25 protein-coding genes are annotated in these 18,147 nt (G+C 48.3%); 11 read left to right on the top strand and 14 right to left on the bottom strand.

Going from position 1 to position 18,147, the window contains the following annotated elements; translation table 11 throughout:
- Positions 1-148 precede the first annotated feature (148 nt).
- Positions 149-514 carry an ArsR/SmtB family transcription factor gene (locus AC04MQ_RS04310; RefSeq protein ID WP_015092650.1) on the top strand — a complete coding sequence of 122 codons (366 nt, stop codon included), beginning with the start codon at positions 149-151 and terminating at the stop codon, positions 512-514.
- Positions 498-1,451: an SRPBCC family protein gene (locus AC04MQ_RS04305; RefSeq protein WP_475391208.1), complete on the top strand. Its 954-nt coding sequence runs from the start codon at positions 498-500 to the stop codon at positions 1,449-1,451. The genes AC04MQ_RS04310 and AC04MQ_RS04305 overlap by 17 nt, the downstream gene beginning before the upstream one ends.
- A gap of 36 nt (positions 1,452-1,487) precedes the next feature.
- On the opposite strand, the gene AC04MQ_RS04300 is transcribed toward AC04MQ_RS04305, so the two are convergent.
- A complete protein-coding gene (locus AC04MQ_RS04300; protein ID WP_475391206.1) occupies positions 1,488-2,480 on the bottom strand; it encodes a VOC family protein in 993 nt (330 codons plus the stop codon).
- Between the two features lie 113 nt (positions 2,481-2,593).
- On the opposite strand from AC04MQ_RS04300, the gene AC04MQ_RS04295 reads away from it, so the two are divergent.
- Positions 2,594-3,367: an exodeoxyribonuclease III gene (locus tag AC04MQ_RS04295; RefSeq protein WP_041578087.1), complete on the top strand. Its 774-nt coding sequence runs from the start codon at positions 2,594-2,596 to the stop codon at positions 3,365-3,367.
- Positions 3,368-3,401: 34 nt separating this feature from the next.
- Here the strand turns inward: AC04MQ_RS04295 and AC04MQ_RS04290 are convergent, their stop codons facing one another.
- Genes AC04MQ_RS04290 through AC04MQ_RS04280 form a run of 3 tightly spaced genes read right to left on the bottom strand, consistent with a single transcriptional unit; the run spans position 3,402 to position 4,848 of the window.
- Positions 3,402-3,884 (bottom strand): SRPBCC family protein, encoded by a 483-nt coding sequence (locus AC04MQ_RS04290; RefSeq protein ID WP_475391204.1) that lies wholly within the window; start codon positions 3,882-3,884, stop codon positions 3,402-3,404.
- 9 nt (positions 3,885-3,893) lie between these two features.
- Entirely contained in the window at positions 3,894-4,307 is a 414-nt protein-coding gene (locus AC04MQ_RS04285; RefSeq protein ID WP_475391202.1) for a VOC family protein, read from the bottom strand.
- Between the two features lie 10 nt (positions 4,308-4,317).
- Positions 4,318-4,848 carry an SRPBCC family protein gene (locus tag AC04MQ_RS04280; RefSeq protein WP_475391201.1) on the bottom strand — a complete coding sequence of 177 codons (531 nt, stop codon included), beginning with the start codon at positions 4,846-4,848 and terminating at the stop codon, positions 4,318-4,320.
- A gap of 78 nt (positions 4,849-4,926) precedes the next feature.
- Here AC04MQ_RS04280 and AC04MQ_RS04275 point away from each other — a divergent pair, with 78 nt between their 5' ends.
- On the top strand, positions 4,927-5,562 hold the full coding sequence (locus tag AC04MQ_RS04275; RefSeq protein ID WP_475391199.1) for a TetR/AcrR family transcriptional regulator: 636 nt from the start codon (positions 4,927-4,929) through the stop codon (positions 5,560-5,562).
- Here the strand turns inward: AC04MQ_RS04275 and AC04MQ_RS04270 are convergent.
- From AC04MQ_RS04270 to AC04MQ_RS04250, 5 genes are all read right to left on the bottom strand, one after another.
- The gene (locus AC04MQ_RS04270) at positions 5,559-6,059 is read right to left on the bottom strand and encodes an FBP domain-containing protein (protein WP_051026357.1); all 501 of its coding nucleotides are present in this window, start codon (positions 6,057-6,059) and stop codon (positions 5,559-5,561) included. The two genes, AC04MQ_RS04275 and AC04MQ_RS04270, sit on opposite strands and share 4 nt — an antisense overlap.
- Entirely contained in the window at positions 6,052-6,717 is a 666-nt protein-coding gene (locus AC04MQ_RS04265) for an FMN-binding negative transcriptional regulator (protein ID WP_475391198.1), read from the bottom strand. The genes AC04MQ_RS04270 and AC04MQ_RS04265 overlap by 8 nt, the downstream gene beginning before the upstream one ends.
- On the bottom strand, positions 6,708-7,310 hold the full coding sequence (locus AC04MQ_RS04260; RefSeq protein WP_475391197.1) for a type 1 glutamine amidotransferase family protein: 603 nt from the start codon (positions 7,308-7,310) through the stop codon (positions 6,708-6,710). Before AC04MQ_RS04260 ends, AC04MQ_RS04265 begins: the two co-directional genes overlap by 10 nt.
- Positions 7,311-7,325: 15 nt before the next feature.
- Positions 7,326-8,309: a PAS domain-containing protein gene (locus AC04MQ_RS04255; protein ID WP_475391195.1), complete on the bottom strand. Its 984-nt coding sequence runs from the start codon at positions 8,307-8,309 to the stop codon at positions 7,326-7,328.
- A 73-nt stretch (positions 8,310-8,382) separates the two neighbouring features.
- A complete protein-coding gene (locus AC04MQ_RS04250) occupies positions 8,383-8,577 on the bottom strand; it encodes a hypothetical protein (protein ID WP_226987839.1) in 195 nt (64 codons plus the stop codon).
- Positions 8,578-8,688: 111 nt separating this feature from the next.
- Between AC04MQ_RS04250 and radD the strand changes: the two genes are divergently transcribed.
- The gene (gene radD, locus AC04MQ_RS04245) at positions 8,689-10,431 is read left to right on the top strand and encodes a DNA repair helicase RadD (protein ID WP_041578088.1); all 1,743 of its coding nucleotides are present in this window, start codon (positions 8,689-8,691) and stop codon (positions 10,429-10,431) included.
- Positions 10,432-10,474: 43 nt separating this feature from the next.
- The gene (locus AC04MQ_RS04240; RefSeq protein ID WP_475391192.1) at positions 10,475-11,401 is read left to right on the top strand and encodes a JmjC domain-containing protein; all 927 of its coding nucleotides are present in this window, start codon (positions 10,475-10,477) and stop codon (positions 11,399-11,401) included.
- On the opposite strand, the gene AC04MQ_RS04235 is transcribed toward AC04MQ_RS04240, so the two are convergent.
- Positions 11,398-11,718 carry a winged helix-turn-helix transcriptional regulator gene (locus AC04MQ_RS04235; RefSeq protein WP_038450219.1) on the bottom strand — a complete coding sequence of 107 codons (321 nt, stop codon included), beginning with the start codon at positions 11,716-11,718 and terminating at the stop codon, positions 11,398-11,400. The two genes, AC04MQ_RS04240 and AC04MQ_RS04235, sit on opposite strands and share 4 nt — an antisense overlap.
- Before the next feature lie 86 nt (positions 11,719-11,804).
- Between AC04MQ_RS04235 and AC04MQ_RS04230 the strand changes: the two genes are divergently transcribed.
- A complete protein-coding gene (locus AC04MQ_RS04230; protein WP_475391189.1) occupies positions 11,805-12,494 on the top strand; it encodes a pirin family protein in 690 nt (229 codons plus the stop codon).
- A gap of 43 nt (positions 12,495-12,537) precedes the next feature.
- Here the strand turns inward: AC04MQ_RS04230 and AC04MQ_RS04225 are convergent, their stop codons facing one another.
- Positions 12,538-12,756, bottom strand: a complete 219-nt coding sequence (locus AC04MQ_RS04225) for a tautomerase family protein (RefSeq protein WP_269147471.1) — start codon at positions 12,754-12,756, stop codon at positions 12,538-12,540.
- 96 nt (positions 12,757-12,852) lie between these two features.
- Here AC04MQ_RS04225 and AC04MQ_RS04220 point away from each other — a divergent pair, with 96 nt between their 5' ends.
- On the top strand, positions 12,853-13,395 hold the full coding sequence (locus AC04MQ_RS04220; RefSeq protein ID WP_475391187.1) for a flavin reductase family protein: 543 nt from the start codon (positions 12,853-12,855) through the stop codon (positions 13,393-13,395).
- A 29-nt stretch (positions 13,396-13,424) separates the two neighbouring features.
- On the opposite strand, the gene AC04MQ_RS04215 is transcribed toward AC04MQ_RS04220, so the two are convergent.
- Complete coding sequence (locus AC04MQ_RS04215; RefSeq protein ID WP_011166001.1) at positions 13,425-14,039, bottom strand: DUF938 domain-containing protein; 615 nt, start codon at positions 14,037-14,039, stop codon at positions 13,425-13,427.
- A gap of 56 nt (positions 14,040-14,095) precedes the next feature.
- On the bottom strand, positions 14,096-14,998 hold the full coding sequence (locus AC04MQ_RS04210) for a LysR family transcriptional regulator (protein ID WP_011166002.1): 903 nt from the start codon (positions 14,996-14,998) through the stop codon (positions 14,096-14,098).
- A 106-nt stretch (positions 14,999-15,104) separates the two neighbouring features.
- Between AC04MQ_RS04210 and AC04MQ_RS04205 the strand changes: the two genes are divergently transcribed.
- The 3 genes from AC04MQ_RS04205 to AC04MQ_RS04195 are packed head-to-tail and all read left to right on the top strand — an operon-like array spanning position 15,105 to position 17,752.
- A complete protein-coding gene (locus AC04MQ_RS04205) occupies positions 15,105-16,154 on the top strand; it encodes an alpha/beta hydrolase (protein ID WP_475391185.1) in 1,050 nt (349 codons plus the stop codon).
- Between the two features lie 9 nt (positions 16,155-16,163).
- Positions 16,164-17,357, top strand: a complete 1,194-nt coding sequence (locus AC04MQ_RS04200; RefSeq protein ID WP_427722063.1) for an MFS transporter — start codon at positions 16,164-16,166, stop codon at positions 17,355-17,357.
- A 50-nt stretch (positions 17,358-17,407) separates the two neighbouring features.
- Positions 17,408-17,752 (top strand): cyclophilin-like fold protein, encoded by a 345-nt coding sequence (locus tag AC04MQ_RS04195; protein WP_475391183.1) that lies wholly within the window; start codon positions 17,408-17,410, stop codon positions 17,750-17,752.
- Positions 17,753-17,791: 39 nt separating this feature from the next.
- Here the strand turns inward: AC04MQ_RS04195 and AC04MQ_RS04190 are convergent, their stop codons facing one another.
- A complete protein-coding gene (locus tag AC04MQ_RS04190; protein WP_427722059.1) occupies positions 17,792-18,043 on the bottom strand; it encodes a GIY-YIG nuclease family protein in 252 nt (83 codons plus the stop codon).
- Positions 18,044-18,147 lie beyond the last annotated feature (104 nt).

The raw sequence follows: 18,147 nt of genomic DNA, 5'->3' as shown, positions 1-18,147 counted from the left end.
GCAGTGTTCTATTACAGACCCGGGCCTTTGCCACGCGTTTTTGTGATATTTATAACTTATTGAAATTGCTTAATTTAATCGCAAATTTGACAGATTCACCTAAGAGGTTTATATTTAACTTATTAGTTAATTAACCGATAGGTGTATTATGCAAGACCATCTTAGCCTGACCTTTGCCGCTTTAGCAGACCCCACCCGCCGGGCGATGCTGGCTCAGCTTTCAAAAGGTGAAGCCAATGTGTCGGATCTGGCCAAGCCGTTTCTAAAAGAAATGAGCCTGCCTGCTGTCACCAAACATCTGAAGGTGCTGGAAAAAGCGGGCCTGATTACGAAATCCAAAGAAGCGCAGTGGCGCCCCTGCAAACTGAACGGCGATGGCTTGAAAGATGTCGCCGACTGGATGGAGCAATACCGCATCTTCTGGGAAGAAAGTCTTGATCGCTTAGATGCCTACTTAAAAACCGTCACTGTGAAAGAAAAACCGAAAGGGAAAAAACATGGCCGCAAAAAGTAAATCCAACGAAATCAAAATCACCCGAATTTACGATGCCCCGGTGAAAGCCGTATGGGATGCCTGGACGGATCCCGCCCAAGTTGCCAAATGGTGGGGTCCACGCGGATTCACAATCACCACTCACAGCAAAGACCTGCGCCCCGGCGGCCATTGGGCATACACCATGCATGGACCCGATGGAACCAACTGGGAAAATAAAACCATTTATCACGAAGTCGTAGAACGTTCGCGACTGGTGTACGATCACGGAGGCAACGATGACAGGCCTCCTCTGTTCCGTGTGACGGCCACATTCCAGGATGTTAAAGGCAAAACCAAGCTTGAAATGACCATGACTTTGCCAACTCCGGAAGCGGCACAGGAAACCAAAAAGTTTATCAAAGCTGCTGGCGGCAATTCCACTTGGGACCGTCTGGCGGAATATCTGGAAAAAGAATCTTCAGGCCACGAGACATTTGTGATCAACCGTTCGTTTGAAGCACCGATCAACACGGTATTTGAAATGTGGACGAATCCAGAACACTTTGCCAAATGGATTCCACCGACGGGGTTCACCATGAAATTCCTGCGTGCGGATATTAAAGCTGGCGGTAGCACGCTTTGCATGATGACTAACGGACAGGGCGTCGAATTCTATAGTCGCGCTCACTATCTGGAAATCAATCGCCCGGATCGCATCGTGTACACGCAACAGTTCTGCGACAAGGATGAAAAACCATCCCGTCACCCACTGGCACCAACATGGCCCGAATCCATGAAAACCACGGTGCTTTTGACCGAGGAAGCTCCGGATGAAACCCGAGTCACAATCACCTGGGAAGCTCACGGGACTTGGACGAAAGAGGAACTGGCAACCTTTGTTCAGGGCCGCGCCGGAATGACGCAAGGATGGACTGGATCCTTCGACAAACTGGAAGATTTACTGGCGAAAGAGTAAGAATGAAAAAGGCCGTGGAAAGCACGGCCTTTTTTTTTATTTCAGAAGCTGACGAAGCTCAGACTCGCTGAGCGTTTGTAATCGCAAAAGCTCGTCATAAGGATTCCCGGACAGCCCCAAAGCCCTGGCAAATGCCGGCTCGGTCTTATCTCCGGCTTTACGTAAAGCCAGAATCTTTTCAGCCAATGACGATCCACCCACATGCAACAGACGCTCTTCGACCAGGAAGTGCAGATTTGCATTTTGTTTGGCTGTATCTTTCGCTTGAGCAAAGACCTCAAAGGGCACGCCTTGAAAATCAAAAGAAGCTGTCACCGCAGCATACTGCGCGTGGGTTTCGATCTTAAAGTTTTCAAAGCCAGAGAAGTTCTCTCTAAACAAAGCTTCCGCTGCCGCCAGATCTGGAACGTTGATCAGAACATCCACATCAGATCCAGAAATATTCATACCCAGCGGGTAGGTTCCCACCAACAGGGGCTGATGTTCCTTCAGGGATTTCAGAACACCTGAACTTTTCACAGCTGCATAAACGGCTTCGCTCTTTTCAAGTCGGATAACAGATTCCAAAGACAGCGGATGAAATTTGATCGCCAGTTCATCCAATGAAATTTCAAGCTCGGGATTAAAATCTTTTTTTAAACCCGATTCACTGAAAACTGCTTTTGGATAACGAGCCTTGATTTCATCAAAGCCGATATCCGGGACCACTTCAAAGTGCTCGAAACCTTCAACAGTGACTTTACCCGGCTTGGGCGCAGGAAGTTCGACCACCTGAATCGACCAGTCTCTAAAACGAATAGGTTCTGCAAATTTGTAAGTGGCAATAGGTCGACCATTCACGTCGCTTTCAATCAAAAGTTCGGCAAAGGATGCGAACTGCGTTTTGAAGACGTTATAGTTTTCCAAAGAAGAAACGCGATAACAAAGATGATCAATGAACCAGTGCTTATCCAGTTGGATATTCTGAGCATCCAACTTATTGAATACCCTCTGCAGAAAGTCCTGAGCGGCGATGTTAAATTCGTTCATATTCATCTTTAAATGCTCCTGAAAGCTGAGCCTTTTATAGTATCAAAACCCGGGCGGCGGCAACCCTCGACCGGCCTTGACCTCCATCGGCAAAATCCCCTATTGTAGGGCTTATGAAAATGATCTCTTGGAATGTTAATGGGTTGCGTTCGGTCCACCGCAAAAATTTCCGCGAATGGTTTGAAAAAGAAAAAGCCGACATCATCTGCCTGCAGGAAATTAAAATCACCGACGAAGCCATCAAAAAGGATGAAGAATTCTATCATCCCGCGAAATACCATTCTTCTTGGGCTTTTGCCGAAAAAGCTGGTTATTCCGGCCTGGCACTTTATTCCAAGAAAGAACCCGACGACGTGCGCATCGGATTGGGCATCCCGAAGTTTGATATCGAAGGCCGCTGGCTGGAAGCGGATTTTGGCCCGATCACAGTTGTGAACAGCTACTGGCCCAACAGTCAGCGCGAACACACCCGCTTGCCGTTCAAGCTGGAATTCTGTGCGGCGGCGGAAAAGCGCCTGCAAGCCCTTCGCAAGAAAGGCCGCGAAGTCATCATTTGCGGGGACTTTAATATCGCTCATAAAGAGATTGATCTTAGAAATCCCAAAACCAACATGAAGAACGCGGGCTTCCTTCCGGAAGAGCGCGCATGGATGACCAAGTTCCTGGACAAGCTTGAATGGGTCGACAGCTTCAGAAAGTTTGAACAAGGGCCTGATCATTACACCTGGTGGAGCTACCGCCCCGGAGTTCGCGAAAAGAACATCGGATGGCGCTTGGATTATTTCCTGGTGAACAAAGAGGCTTCTGACCGCTTGAAGGCGGCGGCCCACTGCCCGGACGTGATGGGTTCAGATCACTGCCCGGTGCGCCTGACCCTGAAGAAATAAAAAAAGCGGCTTTGTTACAAGCCGCTTTTTCTTTTTAAAGACTCTTCATCACTTTCACAAGCTGATCAGCACAAATGCCCCAGCCTTCATGGAAGCCCATGGCTTCGTGTTTTTTCAAGTCTTCTTCACTGCGATGGCGAGCCACGGCCGTGTACTTGGTTTTTCCCTGATGCTCTTCAAGGATGATGAAAGCGGTCATCGGGAAGCCCGCACCAGATTCGACGGTCGGAACCGGACGAAATCCTGGAGCCAATACATCAGTCCACACAAGCTTCTTGTTTTTTTCCACTTCCAGGAAACAGCCCACGTTCGGGAATTTGTCACCTTCCGGAGATTGCATCACCGTGCGGAAGATCCCACCGGGTTTCAGATCCACTTCGGCCTCAATGGTTTTCCACGGTTCTGGGCAGAACCACTTGGTCAGAATCTCTGGAGTCGTCCAGCCCTTCCATACCTGTTCAGGGGTCAAATCAATAACTCTCTCAAGCACCAGATCAAGCTTTGGATCAATATTCATAACGGCCTCCTATTTCGGCATCTTGCTCATGTTCATAAATAAAATATTCCAACGGTGGCCGTCGGGATCGGCAAAGCCACACCCGTACATCCAACCGTCTTTGTCTCCGGGTTCACCAAAGGATTTGGCCCCGGCTTTTTCGGCTCGACTGGCCCAATCATCCACTTCCGCGACAGAGTCAGCACCCAATGAAAAAAGCACTTCTCCGGATTCATGGCTTTCTGTCACGGCAGAACCACCGATAAATTCTTTGAACATCACATCAGGGAAAATATTCAACACAACCTTCTTGCTTCCCAAAAACATTCCCACCATGTGCGGGGCCGCGTGAGCGGTGTTCATTTCAAAACCAAGCTCGGTATAAAATTTACGGCTTTTTTCAATATCCTTGGAAGGAAGATTGATCCAAAATTCGCCTTTCATCTGCTGCTCCTTACTTTACTTCCACGATGGCTTTTAGGTTTTCAAAGCCTTTGCGGAATTGATCCGTGATCATTTTTTCGCAATCGATAAAGAATGTAACAAGTTTTCCAACATAGCCACCATCACCGGACATGGACCAGCTGAAACGAGTTCCTTGTCCTTCGGGTGTCAGGCGATATTCCACAATATTGTCAGCGGCCAAAGGCTCCGTCATCAGCAGACGAAGCTGCACCAGTTCATTGGGAACAATTCGGATGATCTCAATTGATCCGGCACCAGCCTCTTTATTGCCAGCAAAGATCAGCTTGCTGCCCACTTGATTCGGTTCACCGATAAATTCTTTTTTCATGTTCGGATCCACTTTTTCAAATGGAGACCACTCCCCGCCCAGCTTCAAATCACTAATATAGGGAAAGATCTTTTCCGGCGGAGCCGCAATCACTTCGCTTGCTTCATAGCGAAATTCACCCTTGCGAGTGGCGATAAAGGCCAGGAACAATGCCACGACAACCAGAACACCCACGACCACTTTGATCAACATAAAGACCTCCTATATGAGAAACCTTAACATACTATTTAGTATGTTGTAAAGATCGGTCTTTTTTGCTAGACTCTTTACATGGAAAAAGGAAAAAAGGCGCGAAAAGCACCTATTAGAAAGACCCGAAACCTGGAAAAGTCCCGCAAAGAGATTTTGGATGCGGCTTTTTGGGAGGTCTTTACCCGCGGATTTCAAGGGGTTAGCATCGATGACATTGTCAAAAAGACGTCGATGACCAAAGGGGCCTTTTACCATCAGTTCCCGACAAAATTAGATCTGGGCTATGCCCTGGTCGACGAAGTCATCCAGCCGATGACCTATGCCCGCTGGATTGATCCACTGAAAACCTATGAAAACCCCCTTGAAGGGATTTTGCTTCAGTTAAAGAACCTGATCGGCAAAGCCGATCCTCAAGAGCTTCGCTATGGTTGTCCGTTAAATAATCTGGTGCAGGAAATGGCTCCAGTGGATGCTGGCTTTAAAGAGCGTCTGCAAGATGCGCTGAACTACTGGATTGATGGTATGGATCAGGAACTAAAGCGCGCCAAAAAAGCAGGTTATCTGCGTGACGACATCAACACCCGTCAGGTGGCGCATTTCGTGGTGATGGCCCATGAGGGTTTTTACGGGATGTTAAAAGGCCTTGAAGATCCAAAAGCCTTTAATGCTCTTTATGATTCTTTGAAAAGATATTTTGAAATTCTAAAAGCTTAGTCCGGACGATAGTTGCTGATATTTTCAAAGAGCTTGGACATCTTATAGTAAAGCTCCGTGATATTTTTCTCGGGATCTTTCCCCGCCAGCATTGCCGCTTCTTCAATCTTTTCAATACAGCGCAAATCCTGACAGATCATATAGGAGTTACTGACGTTGGCGCTCATCGCGACCGACAGCAGGCCGATTTCTTCTGACGAACCATAAGCATTGCACCAGTTGCAAAGACCACCCGTGGGCTCACCGCTGGAAGCAGTTCTTTTAAAGGCCACACCCTTGGGAAGATCCCAGTTCGGCATCTTCATCACCAGATAGGTGTAAACGCCGGAAGATTCTTTCCAGGTAAAGTAAGAACGAATGTTCAGGGGGAACTTCAAATTTCCCGGCAGAACCAATTTTTTCTGATCACGAACACGGAACGACTTCACCAGTTCATCTTCAGAGCTGATCGAAAAGGAATGTTCGGCCTGGAAATTATTGCTGTGAGACTTAATCATGGCTCCCCTTCAGATTCCCGTCGGCGGAATACATCTTTTCCATGGCGGTCAACACCTCATGGCTGGCTTCGTCTGGACGGCCCGCGAGACCTTTTAACACCCCGGCACGGTCTTCGGGCTTGCGGTTTTGGCTGAGCTTCTTTTTAAAGCTGATATCAGTAATTTTTATTCTGAATCCAACGATATGCTTTTCAAGGCTTTCACCCAGAAGATCTTCCGGGATTGAAAACTGCCAGCCACTGGGCCAATGGCGCTCCGATTGGGCGGAAAGATCCTTAAGACAATCCACCAGGTCTTCACCATGCAGAAGCTCGGCTTTGCCTTTGACGTGAACCACGGAATAGTTCCAAGTGGGCACATCATCTTTCGCATACCAAACCGGAGTGATGTAGGTATGCGGGCCATGAAAGATCGCCGTGATATCGGATTCAGCAAACTGCTTCCACTGGGGATTGGCTTTGGCCATGTGACCGATCAGCTCCATCCCGCCATCGACCTTCTTTGGGGTCAGTGGAAGATGTGACACAAAGGGCTCCCCATCGGCAACCGTAATGACGGTCGCAAACGGATGATAATCCATCAGTTCAAAAGCTTCTTCCAGATCTGCGGACTTGAATTTTTGTGGATTGTACAAGTTCGTACCCGTGACTAGGTCCAAAATTCCGCTGGCGGCGGAGTTCCGTTTTTGAACAAGTTGTACCAGTGCTGACGCTTTTCTTCGGTGTAAACATCCAAAGCTCGTAAAAGCTCAAGCGTAAAGTCCACCGGACCGGCTCCTGAAGCCGTGATCAGATTTCCATCGGCAACAGCAAGCTGGTTCTGGTAATTGGCGTCTTCAGTATAAGTCGGCACAAAGGCCTTTAACATGTTCAGATCATTGCTGGTGTGTTTACGGTCTTTCAGCAGACCCTCTTGCGCCAGCGCAAAGGTCGCCCCACAGATTGCCGCCAGCACAGAGTTTTGCTTCAGAACCTGGGCTGCCAGGGCGCGCACATCTTTATTGCGATCCATATTCGGCCAGTTTTCCCCGCCGATCAGAATCAAAGCTGACACCTGATCTGCAGTAAAATCCGAGACAGCCGCCTGAGGCTGCACCTTCAAAGTCCCGATGGAGGTGATGGTGTTCTTCGTCTCGGACACGACGGTGAAAGGAATCTTGTTCTGGGAAAGTTCGCTCATCAGGTAAGCGCCTTCCCAGTCCGCGTATTCATCCGGAAGATAGATCAAAATCTTTTTGTCGTTAGCAGCCATGAAGGCCTCCCAAGGTTACTGTAAAACCTTTACTGAAACTTTACCGATCGAAATCGCTTTGCCCGTCTGATCCACAATCGGAAACACCGTGGAAAGATACTTTTCTTCGGTCCCATTTGTCATCAACACTTCATCATAGGTGACCGGGATCTGAGATCTTAGAACTTCCTGCTCTTTTTCATAAGGAGCCGAGTGGAATGGAGATTTTAGAAGTCGGATATTTTTTCCCAAAAGGGATTCGCGGGTGAAACCCACCACCCCGGCAAAGGCGTCATTGCAATTGGTGATAGTGCCTTCGGTGTCTTTCACAATCAGCAGGAACGGAGCCGAATCCAGAATCTGCTGCATGCGGGTTCTGAAGTTTCTTTCATCGGTCACATCGCGGGCCGAAGCAAAGCGAACACCCAGTTCGTCGTCGGCGGCGGCACTCCAGCTGAGGGTGCGATAAGACCCCTCGGCCGTGCGATAGCGATTCACAAAGTCGACAGAGCGCAAGCCCAAACTTAAAGCCTTGATGTTTTCGCGGGTGGATACACGGTCATCCGGATGAATGAATTCAAAAAACGGAGTGCTGAGCAAAGTCTCTTCACTGTATCCCAGAGTGTTCACCAGGGACTTGCTGACTTTTTTAAGACGCCCGTCTTTCCCGGCCACCGCCATCAAGTCATTGGAAATGGTAAAGAATCTATCCAGGGTGATTTGCGAATCTTCCGTTTCGGACAAACGCTGCGCCATTTTGTCGTAGTCACGGCGGGCCTTCTCTAACTCCAGACCGGAAGAATGGCAGGTCGCAATCCCGAAGCAGGCGATGGCTGGAAGCAGAATAATAAAAGCAATGATCTGTGTAGTGGTGATGGCCGGAAGGAGGATCGCCGCGGCGACAAACAGGGCTGAAAGCAGCAAGATGGTAATCAGGCAAATCAGAGTGATCTTGTTCTGGACATGCCATGAACTAAAATACTCAATTGTCTTTTTTTTGTCGTTTAACGCCAAATCCACGTCCCTCTAGCAGTGCATGGGATCATATCCAACCGGATTGGATCATTCAAGTAATCTGCGAACGAGGACAATTTTAGTGTTCGCCGTCCGCCGCACGCATTTTTCTCAAAACCATCATAATGGTCTCGCCATCCACCCCGGCGCGTCTCATCAGGGCTCGGGCCTGGTCAAAGTCGTCGGAATCCAAAGCCTCAAAGAACTCGTCAATCTTATTGATCTCTGCAATTTTCTCAAGAACCAAGGTTCCCTCAAAATCACTTTCATCCATATTGACCCCCTGTAGAATCAGTTTAGTCATGGCGCTATCAGCTGTAAATAAGCTTGTGTCCAGAGAAACTTAAGAAGTGAGATTTTCAGCCTAATCCTGTAAGGTGGGCCCATGTACAGGTTACGTGACTATCAACAGCAGGCGGTTACAAATACGATCCGGTATTTCCAGAAGAAACGGGAACCGGCTGTCATTGTACTGCCGACAGGTGCGGGAAAAAGTTTGGTTATTGCCGAATTGGCCCGCATCGCCCGTGGTCGTATCCTGGTACTGGCACACGTCAAAGAGCTGGTCGAACAAAACCATGACAAGTACAGAAGCTATGGCCTGGAAGCCGGCATCTTTTCTGCCAGCCTGGGAAAGAAAGATCACGATCAGAAGGCCATTTTTGGAAGCGTCCAGTCCGTGGCCCGCGCCCCGGATGAATTTTTCAACAACTTTTCTTTGCTGATCATCGATGAATGCCATCGTGTCGCCGAAGAGGGCGCAACACAATATCAGGAAGTCGTTAAAAAGCTGCAGGATCGCAACCCGACTTTGTGTGTCTTGGGCCTGACGGCCACGCCTTACCGCATGGGGCTGGGCTGGATTTATGAATACAACCAAGGTGGCGAGCTTAAAACCGAACAAAGCCGATTCTTCAAGCAGTGCGTGTACGAACTGCCACTGTCCTACATGATTCGCCACGGCTATCTGACCATCCCGGTCAAGGTTGATATTCCCGTCACATGCTATGACTTTTCAGACCTGCTGGGAAAAGACCGCGCCTTCACCACCGCCGAGGTTGAAGAAGTTCTTAAGAATCAAAAGCGCCTGACCCCGTTGATTATCAATAACATCATCGACATCACGGAAAAGTACGACCGTCAAGGTGTGATGATTTTTGCCAGCACCATTAAACATGCTGAAGAAATCATGACCTATCTGCCCACGGATCAGGCCCGCGTCGTCTTTGGTGACACGGATATCAAAGAGCGCGCGCAAATCATCCACGACTTTAAACAGAAGAAATTCAAGTACCTGGTGAACGTGTCAGTCCTGACCACAGGATTTGATGCGCCTCATGTCGATGTTATTGCGATCTTGCGCCCCACGGAATCCAACAGTCTGTATCAGCAGATTGTGGGTCGCGGACTTCGTTTATCTGAAGACAAAAAAGATTGTTACGTTCTGGATTACACCGGGGTCGGTCACGACATCTATGCTCCGGAGATCAGCGACAAGCGCCCGGCCAAGGACACCGTCCCGGTCAAAGTGGCCTGCCCAAAATGTGCTTTTGAAAATGATTTCTGGGGTTATGCCGATGATGATGGCGTGGTCTTTGAACATTTCGGCAGAAAATGCAAAGGGGCCTCTCAAGATCCGAACACATTGGAAATCAAGCCCTGCGGATTCCGATTCCGATTTAAGCTTTGCCACAACTGTTCCTGTGAAAACGACATCACGGCCAAGGCTTGTGAAAAGTGCGATGCCGTCTTAATTGATGCTGAAGCCAAACTGAAGCAGGCGAAGCTTTCCAAGAACGCCCATGTGATGACTCCGGACCGGATTTCATTTGAAGAGCGCAAGGACAAGAACTCAAATCCTTACCTCGAAATCCGTTATTACGATCTGGAGTCCAATTACCTCAGCGAAGTCCACTTCTTCAACAACACAACAGCTGTGAAGAAGTTCAATATCAACTTCTTAAGATCCCACCTAAGACTGCCGGAACTGGCCGTGGATCTGACAAGTCCTCAGGAAGTCATCCGATTCCAGAAGCTTTTCCGCTCCCCGATCTTTGTCATCGCCAGAAAACAGGACAAGTTCTGGCGCGTGACCGAAAAAGTCTTTGCTGAAGAGCTGACACCTTAAAGAATAGATAGCCCTGATCGGTTTCTCGGGGTTAAATCAAGACATGAAAAAACTTGGTCTTGCTGAGCTATTGGCTCCTGTCACACTTCCTGAATTCTTTAATTCCCACTGGCCTGTAGAGCCTTTGTTTATTCCGGCGACCCCGGGGAAACTGCAGGACATCTTTTCCTTAGAGCAAATGCAAGATCTTAAAAACCTGATCTCTGCCCGACAGCGCAAAGTTCGCGCCTGCCTGCCTGATTTTGACGACGAATACAGCTCGATTCATCTTGAGCCTAACGATGCGCTGAAAGCCTATCGCAACAACATGACCCTGGTTTTTGATTCCATGCAAAGTCAGGATTCAACGATTGCTGACATATTGGGGAATGTCCGCGCGGACTTGGGGTTAGTAACTGGTGGAGCTGAAAACGATCTGTGCAAAGCGCGTTCGATTGCCTATGCCACACCGGCTGGTTGCGGCACTCGTTTGCACTTTGATGCCAACGCAAACTTCATCATTCAGATCAAAGGCACCAAGACATGGCGACTTGCACCGAACGAGTCCGTAGAGTTCCCCACGGAGCGCTTTACCACCGGCTCAGAAGAAATGCCGGCGGCTCTGGAAAAGCAATGTCATGCTCACCTGATCGACTCTTTGGATGAAGACAGCATGAAAGTTGTGATGAAACCGGGCTGTGTTTTGTTTGTTCCCCGCGGATATTGGCATGAAACTACCACCGAGGAAGAATCCCTTTCACTGAACTTTACATTTAGCCAACCGACGTGGGCTGATGTATTCACCAAGTCATTGCAAGAGGTCCTTTTAAGATCACCGGAATGGCGCGAACTGGCCGACGGCCTTGAAGGGACTGATCAAGAACGAAAAGAAGCCGCTATCGCACGTTTTGAATTCTTGCTAAAAAGCCTGGCAACAGAGCTGCCGGAAATTTCCGGCAGACTGCTGCTTCAGGAAGGTGGCTTGATCTAGCGCAGCCACTTGTCTCCGAATTTTGCCATGGAATCAAACACGGCAGAAAGACCTTTGCCTTTTTCAGTCAGAGAGTATTCCACCCTTGGCGGGACCTCGGCGTAGACTTTTCTGTTCACCAGACCTTGATCTTCAAGCTCCGTCAGGCGCTCGGTCAGGGTTTTGGGGCTGATGGATCCCAACGACCGGCGAAGCTCATTGAACCGGACGACTTTATTCGCCAGTAAGTCTCTAAAAATGAGAATCGTCCACTTTCCGTCCAGGATCATCGCCGTTTTGTATACCGGGCAGGCTTCCAATGATTTACTTTTTGCCATTAGTTCACTCCAGGAAACTAGTTTCCAAAATACCCCTACTTTACTAAATATACCACCTGCCCCAGAATACCATAAGGAGCGATTCTATGAATTCAAAACTTTCTGAAATTCAAGTAAGGCCTTATTCCCAGCTGCCGGAAATGAACCTGGGCTGGCTGTCTTTGAAAGATCATTTTATCGCCACTGTCGGCCCGTATTCTGGTCGTGGCGAACAACTGAAGAATCTGCTGGTTTTGGCGGATGCGAAAATCCAACCCAAATCCCGCTTTCCCGATCATCCCCACAATGACATGGAAATCCTGACCTGGGTGGTTCATGGCAAGCTTCAACATCTGGATGACAAAGGAACGAATCAGGAAGTTCCGGCAGAGCATCTGCAACTGATGAGTGCGCGAGACGGCATCTTTCATGCGGAAGGGAATCTCAGTGACCAACCTTTGCGTCTGCTTCAGATCTGGATCCATCCGAATGCCAAATCGGGAACGCCGGTGGTGCAGCAAGCAGGTCTTACCCAGAAAGGCTTCAACCTGTTGGCGGGACCTAGCGCTGCCCCACTGAATATCCGACAGGATGTGTGGTTGTATGCTGCAAAGATTGAAGGGGACGAACAGGTCTTTGATATTCCAGAAGACAAGTTCGCCTATGCGGTTTCCATTGGAAATCTTAGCTGGAACGGCAGCGAGCTCCAAGATGGTGACGGCCTTCTTGCCCAAAGCGGAACACTAACCATCAAAGGCTCAGGACAAGCCATCGTCATTTTGCAGAACAGACAATGAAGATGCAGTGTCAGCTGACGACGGGTATTTGTATTTAAAAAAGCTATTTCTGCTTTTTCTTCCATTCATCCGTCGGCAGACCTTCAAAACCCCAATCCTCGTCCGCAATTTCCTGGATAACGATATGAGTGTGTTCTGGCTTCTTACCCAGTACTTTTACAAGAGACTGAGTAATATCAGCGATAATTTGCGCTTTCTGCTCTTTTGTTGCGCCCTTTGTAATCTGAACGTTAACGTAAGGCATAGATCCCCCGTGGCCGATATCTGAATTTTTGTATCTAGAAAACTCTATTGCGCTTTGCTCAAAAACACCAGTTCAAATCTTGACGCTCCAGTTGCCAGGTCGTGTGATTTTGCTATGAAGAAAATGGATCTTCGCAAAGCATTCACTCTTATCGAGCCCGGCCCGGTGACGCTCGTGACCACAAATGCCGGAGGCACCAATAATGTCATGACCATTTCATGGACGATGGCGGTGGATTTCACACCTAAATTTGCTATCACCACAGGTCCGTGGAACTTTTCCTATAAAGCGCTCACAAAGAGCCGCGAGTGTGTCATTGCCATACCGACTGTTGATTTGCTGGATAAAGTGGTTGGCGTGGGCACTTGTTCTGGAAAAGACACTGACAAGTTTGATACATTTCGACTCACGCCCATCAAAGGAAAGTATGTTGAAGCTCCCCTGATCAAAGAATGTGTTGCCAACATTGAATGCAAAGTCGTCGACATCATCAAGAAGCACGACATCGTCGTGCTTGAGGGAGTTGCCGCTTACTTCGACACCTCCCGAAAGGAAAAGCGCACCCTGCATGCCGTGGGTGACGGCACCTTTGTCGTCGATGGCAGGACACTTGATCGAAAGAAACAGATGCGCTCAAAGCTTCTTGGCATTTTCTGAAAATGACCATCGAGGCCTTAGAAAAAGGCTCACTTCTTTCTTACGAATTTAAGCCTACGGAAAAGAAGCATGCGATTGTTCGCTGGCATTTCGAAATCTTTCACGAACTCAAAACCATTCTTAAACATCGCCGCCAGCACATCTTCAAAATTGCGGATGCCACTTTGCGGATCTCTTTCACGCAAGGACTTATCAAATTCTTCATTGCTAGGGGTCGTGAACTTACCGTTATAGTTGAACGGCCCGTAAATCAAAACCTTCCCGCCTTCTTCCAAGCGACCCGCGATCAGCTTGATAAAGGTCTTACACTCTTTCCAGGACATGATGTGGAATGTATTGATCGTCAGAATCACGTCGAAAGTGCGAATCGGGAAATCATCCTCCCCGACAACCATACGGAAGGGGGTTTTGATATTCGGAATCCCGCTTTGTTGGATGCGCTCACGAAGCATCGGCAGGTTCTCTGCCACTTCGGTCGGAGTCCACTCCATCCTTGGGAAGAAGGGCGCCAGGTAAACAGCGTGTTGTCCCGTACCGGCACCAACCTCGAGCAGGTTGCGGTCTTCGGGACGAATCACTTTCTTAAGAACTTCCAGAATGGGTTCTTTATTACGATCGGCAGCAGCGGAGAATGGTAGTTCCATGGGATTTCCTTAGAAGAGATAAAGGATTATTGCAAGTACTATCCGGCAAAATGTTCCTAACGAACATTCAAGTGCTCTTTGATATGACCAATAAAAGCCCTGAGCTTTGGCTGAACTTGGGAGCGCTTCGGATAATATAGAAAGTACCCCGCACTAGACGGAGCAAACTGATTTAAGACCACCTCTAGCTTTCCGGACTTCAGATAGTCCTTGACGGTATCTTCAAGGACGTAGGTCAGCCCCATTCCCCCTACGGCCGCATCAACCAATAGCAATGGATCATTCATAATCACCGAACCTTTTACATGTACCTGAAAATCCCGGCCGTTGTGCTCGAATTCCCATCGGTCATAAACACTAGAGCTTCCGAAACGAAACTTTAAGCAGTTGTGTAACAGTAGATCCTTTGGTGTTTTGGGACGACCCATCTTATCCAGATACTTCTTTGAACCTACCACCACAAAACGAATGGGCCCGGATATCCTCACGGCCACCATATCCTGCGCCAGGATGTCGGAATGCCTGATCCCAGCATCAAAACCACTTTGCACAACGTCTTCGGTCTGATCAGAAAAATAGAGATCCACGGTAATATCCGGATACTTTTTCGCGAAGCTCGCCAGAAGAGGTTCGATATACGGTTGATATGTGGCCCTTGGAAGATTAATCCTCAGAACACCCGAGGGTTTATCCGCATATGATCCAACACTGGTAATTGCAGAAAGAATCTGCTCAAGACCCGGACCTGCTTGACCTAAAAACCTGATTCCGGCCTCGGTTAAACTGGTGCTTCTTGTTGTGCGGGTTAGCAATGCTACTCCCAAACGTTTCTCCAACTGTTTGATCATTTTACTGATCGCAGGTGGAGAAATTCCCAACTCTTCCGCGGCAGCTGTGAAGTTGCGCTTCTCTGCCACCAGTTTCAAGGCCAACAGTCCATCTAATTGATTCTTATCCATTATTAACCTCTAGTTAATACCACATAAACCATTATGCCATTTTTCATAATATTAAACCACCGTATCATGATGGAGTACAAAGAGCGCAAATTTAAAGGAGTCACTTATGAAAAATCTAAAAATGATCAGCTTGGTAACAGCCATTGCAGGGGCATTAACTGTGCATACCAATCTTTCCCATGCGCAGGACATGTCTAATGGTGCTGCCAATTTCTATAAGAGCGATAAAGTGACTGTTAAAAAAGTAACTTTTAACAGTCAGTACAACATCAAAGTTGCAGGAAACCTCTTTATCCCTAAGGAAGTCAGCAAAGACAGCAAGATCCCAGCAATCATCGTCGGGCACCCGATGGGAGCTGTTAAAGAACAAAGTTCAAACCTGTACGCGACAAAGCTGGCCGAACAAGGTTTTGTAACTCTTGCTATTGATTTGCCATTTTGGGGAGAAAGTGAAGGTAAGCCTCGCAACACGGTCGGACCGGACATTTATGCCGAAGCTTTCAGTGCCGCCGTGGATTATCTTGGAAGCCAAAACTTCGTAGATAAAAATCGAATCGGCGTCCTCGGCATTTGTGGTAGTGGCAGTTTTGCCATCAGTGCAGCAAAGATCGATCCACGAATGAAGGCAATTGCCACAGTGAGCATGTATGACATGGGCGCCGCAAGCCGAAACGGTCTGAAGAAAGGCTTGTCCTTGGAACAACGAAAGGAACTCATCAAAGCAGCTGTCGAACAACGGGAAATCGAATTTGCTGGCGGAAAAACAAAATACACCGGTGGAACTGTTCATAAAGTCTCAGAAAGCTCCACCGCCATTGAGCGTGAATTCTACGACTTCTATCGCACTCCTCGTGGCGAGTTTACACCGAAAAATTCCTCTCGAGATCTGACGACCCATCCAACACTCTCCAGCAACACGAAGTTCATGAACCTCTATCCTTTCAATGACATCGAAACCATTTCTCCTCGTCCCATGATGTTCGTCACTGGCGAAAACGCCCACTCCAGAGAGTTTAGCGAGGATGCTTACAAGCGTGCCGCAGAACCAAAGGAACTGGTGATTATCCCTGGGGCCGGACACGTGGATCTATACGACAGAGTCGGATTGATTCCGTTTGAAAAAATCGCACTGTTTTTCAAAACGAATCTAAAGTAAGAGGTAAAAATGAAAGCCGCTTCTTCATGGAGCGGCATCTGGGCCCTGACGCTTGGAGTGTCAGGGCTTATGATCGCCGAATTCCTTCCAGCAGGTCTTTTGACATCTTTGGCAAGCGACTTAAAAATTTCTGAAGGGGCCGCCGGACAAGCTGTCACCGCAACGTCGATCTTTGCCGTAATCGCAAGTTTATTGGTTGCCTACTTGACCCGCAAATACAATCGCCGAACCGTTCTGCTATGGCTATCGAGCTGCATGGCTATTTCCAGTCTGGTCGTGGCCGCCGCACCAAATCTGCCGGTACTTCTTGCCGGGAGAGCCCTTTTGGGAATCGCTCTAGGAGGATTCTGGTCTATGTCCACCGCCATCGCTATTCGACTGGTCCCTGCTGAGTCCGTTCCCAAAGCCCTTTCCATTATATTTGGCGGAGCCTCTTTTGCCGCCCTGCTTGCCGCGCCCCTAGGAAGCTTTCTTGGAGATTTCATCGGCTGGAGGAACGTTTTTACTTTGGCCGCCCTTATGGGGGCTGTCGCATTTATTTGGCAATACGTGGCTTTGCCATCCCTATCACCGACAGGCGAAGTCAAACTGCGCACCACTTGGGATGTTTTAAAAATCCCCAATATGCTTGTGGGTCTAGTTGCTATCAATCTTGCCTTCGGTGGCCGCTTTGCTTCACTGACTTACATGAAACCCTTCCTGGAACAAATCACCATGCTAAAGTCATCAGGGGTTTCTTTGTCGTTTCTGATCTTTGATTTGGCTTTCTTTTTAGGAACCCTTATCGCCGGTCGGCTTATTACAAGAAGCCTTCGCTATGGTCTGACTTTCGCGCCACTCGTTCTTGCGGCTTCATCGTTGGGACTTATTGCATTCGGGTCCCAAGTCGTACCGACCGTTCTGCTTCTTATCATTTTCGGTGCCGCCTTCGCACCCATTCCTGTAGCATGGTCCACATGGACTGCTAACACCGCACCAGAAAGCACTGAAACTGCCGGTGGTCTTTATGTCGCATCTGTTCAGCTGTCAGCCGCGGTTGGCGCCATGCTTGGCGGTGTCGCATTTGACAGTATCGGATCCAAAGGAGTTTTTTGGATGAGCGGTCTTTCTTGGGGGCTATCTGCCTTGGTGGTTTTTCTTTTTATTGGTAGCGCCCTGGAGCAAATAAGAGGCGCAAAGGGGGAGCAATGGCAAGGTCATTGATTTTCGTTATCGTCGTTATTCTTACCGGAAGCATAGCAAAGGCAGAAAGTATGAAAAGAATCCGATTCACTATTGGAAAGAACAGTGCCATCGCAGTTCTTTATAACACTCAGGCTGCGAGGGAATTCGCAGCGCAGTTACCACTGACTTTGACATTTAAGGATTTCGCATCAAAAGAAAAGATCGCATATCCGCCGCGAAAGCTATCCGGCAAGAGCAAGCAGAACTCGGAAGGTGACTTTGCCTACTACGCCCCTTGGGGAAATATTGCCGTTTTCTATAAAGAAGAAGCTTCCGCAACTGCCGACTTGCTTATTCTAGGACAGTTTGAATCCGGAAAAGAGTTCTTCCATGTGGGTGGATCTTTTGAAGTGAAGATAGAGGCTTTAGAATAAGAGATTTCCAAAACCCACAATGTTGCTTCCAAGGTATAGTTAGAAGTGTCTTGCGCTGAATGCGCGACCGGAGCCAGATTTAAGATACTTCTCGAAGTCCTTTGCTTTTTGCTCATCAGCGAACCAGACGCAGACTGCCATCTTCCAGGGTTTGTATTTGCTGGTATGCGGGGATTTCCCGTTATTGTGGTCGGCGAGGCGTTGTTTTGGATCTGCGGTGATGCCGATATAGAACTTTGGATGATTTATGCTTTTAATTGAATAGACGTACATGCTCGCTGTCGCTTGCATGTTTTGTGCTTACGTCAGGTCCATTAAAATTTGGAGAGACGGCCCGCCTACGCTAAAGCTTCGGCGTGACATCCTTCGCGTGCGTTCCACGATTCTACACTGCT

The sequence above is a fragment of the Bdellovibrio sp. MYbb2 genome (assembly GCF_056175685.1).
This window is presented reverse-complemented; position numbering and strand designations above follow the sequence as displayed.

Coding starts and splice junctions, on each gene's coding strand:
- AC04MQ_RS04310 (WP_015092650.1), top strand. CDS start 149: ATGCAAGACCATCTTAGCCTGACCTTTGCCGCTTTAGCAGACCCCACC.
- AC04MQ_RS04305 (WP_475391208.1), top strand. CDS start 498: ATGGCCGCAAAAAGTAAATCCAACGAAATCAAAATCACCCGAATTTAC.
- AC04MQ_RS04300 (WP_475391206.1), bottom strand. CDS start 2,480: ATGAACGAATTTAACATCGCCGCTCAGGACTTTCTGCAGAGGGTATTC.
- AC04MQ_RS04295 (WP_041578087.1), top strand. CDS start 2,594: ATGAAAATGATCTCTTGGAATGTTAATGGGTTGCGTTCGGTCCACCGC.
- AC04MQ_RS04290 (WP_475391204.1), bottom strand. CDS start 3,884: ATGAATATTGATCCAAAGCTTGATCTGGTGCTTGAGAGAGTTATTGAT.
- AC04MQ_RS04285 (WP_475391202.1), bottom strand. CDS start 4,307: ATGAAAGGCGAATTTTGGATCAATCTTCCTTCCAAGGATATTGAAAAA.
- AC04MQ_RS04280 (WP_475391201.1), bottom strand. CDS start 4,848: ATGTTGATCAAAGTGGTCGTGGGTGTTCTGGTTGTCGTGGCATTGTTC.
- AC04MQ_RS04275 (WP_475391199.1), top strand. CDS start 4,927: ATGGAAAAAGGAAAAAAGGCGCGAAAAGCACCTATTAGAAAGACCCGA.
- AC04MQ_RS04270 (WP_051026357.1), bottom strand. CDS start 6,059: ATGATTAAGTCTCACAGCAATAATTTCCAGGCCGAACATTCCTTTTCG.
- AC04MQ_RS04260 (WP_475391197.1), bottom strand. CDS start 7,310: ATGGCTGCTAACGACAAAAAGATTTTGATCTATCTTCCGGATGAATAC.
- AC04MQ_RS04250 (WP_226987839.1), bottom strand. CDS start 8,577: ATGGATGAAAGTGATTTTGAGGGAACCTTGGTTCTTGAGAAAATTGCA.
- radD (WP_041578088.1), top strand. CDS start 8,689: ATGTACAGGTTACGTGACTATCAACAGCAGGCGGTTACAAATACGATC.
- AC04MQ_RS04240 (WP_475391192.1), top strand. CDS start 10,475: ATGAAAAAACTTGGTCTTGCTGAGCTATTGGCTCCTGTCACACTTCCT.
- AC04MQ_RS04235 (WP_038450219.1), bottom strand. CDS start 11,718: ATGGCAAAAAGTAAATCATTGGAAGCCTGCCCGGTATACAAAACGGCG.
- AC04MQ_RS04230 (WP_475391189.1), top strand. CDS start 11,805: ATGAATTCAAAACTTTCTGAAATTCAAGTAAGGCCTTATTCCCAGCTG.
- AC04MQ_RS04220 (WP_475391187.1), top strand. CDS start 12,853: ATGAAGAAAATGGATCTTCGCAAAGCATTCACTCTTATCGAGCCCGGC.
- AC04MQ_RS04215 (WP_011166001.1), bottom strand. CDS start 14,039: ATGGAACTACCATTCTCCGCTGCTGCCGATCGTAATAAAGAACCCATT.
- AC04MQ_RS04210 (WP_011166002.1), bottom strand. CDS start 14,998: ATGGATAAGAATCAATTAGATGGACTGTTGGCCTTGAAACTGGTGGCA.
- AC04MQ_RS04205 (WP_475391185.1), top strand. CDS start 15,105: ATGAAAAATCTAAAAATGATCAGCTTGGTAACAGCCATTGCAGGGGCA.
- AC04MQ_RS04200 (WP_427722063.1), top strand. CDS start 16,164: ATGAAAGCCGCTTCTTCATGGAGCGGCATCTGGGCCCTGACGCTTGGA.
- AC04MQ_RS04195 (WP_475391183.1), top strand. CDS start 17,408: ATGAAAAGAATCCGATTCACTATTGGAAAGAACAGTGCCATCGCAGTT.
- AC04MQ_RS04190 (WP_427722059.1), bottom strand. CDS start 18,043: ATGCAAGCGACAGCGAGCATGTACGTCTATTCAATTAAAAGCATAAAT.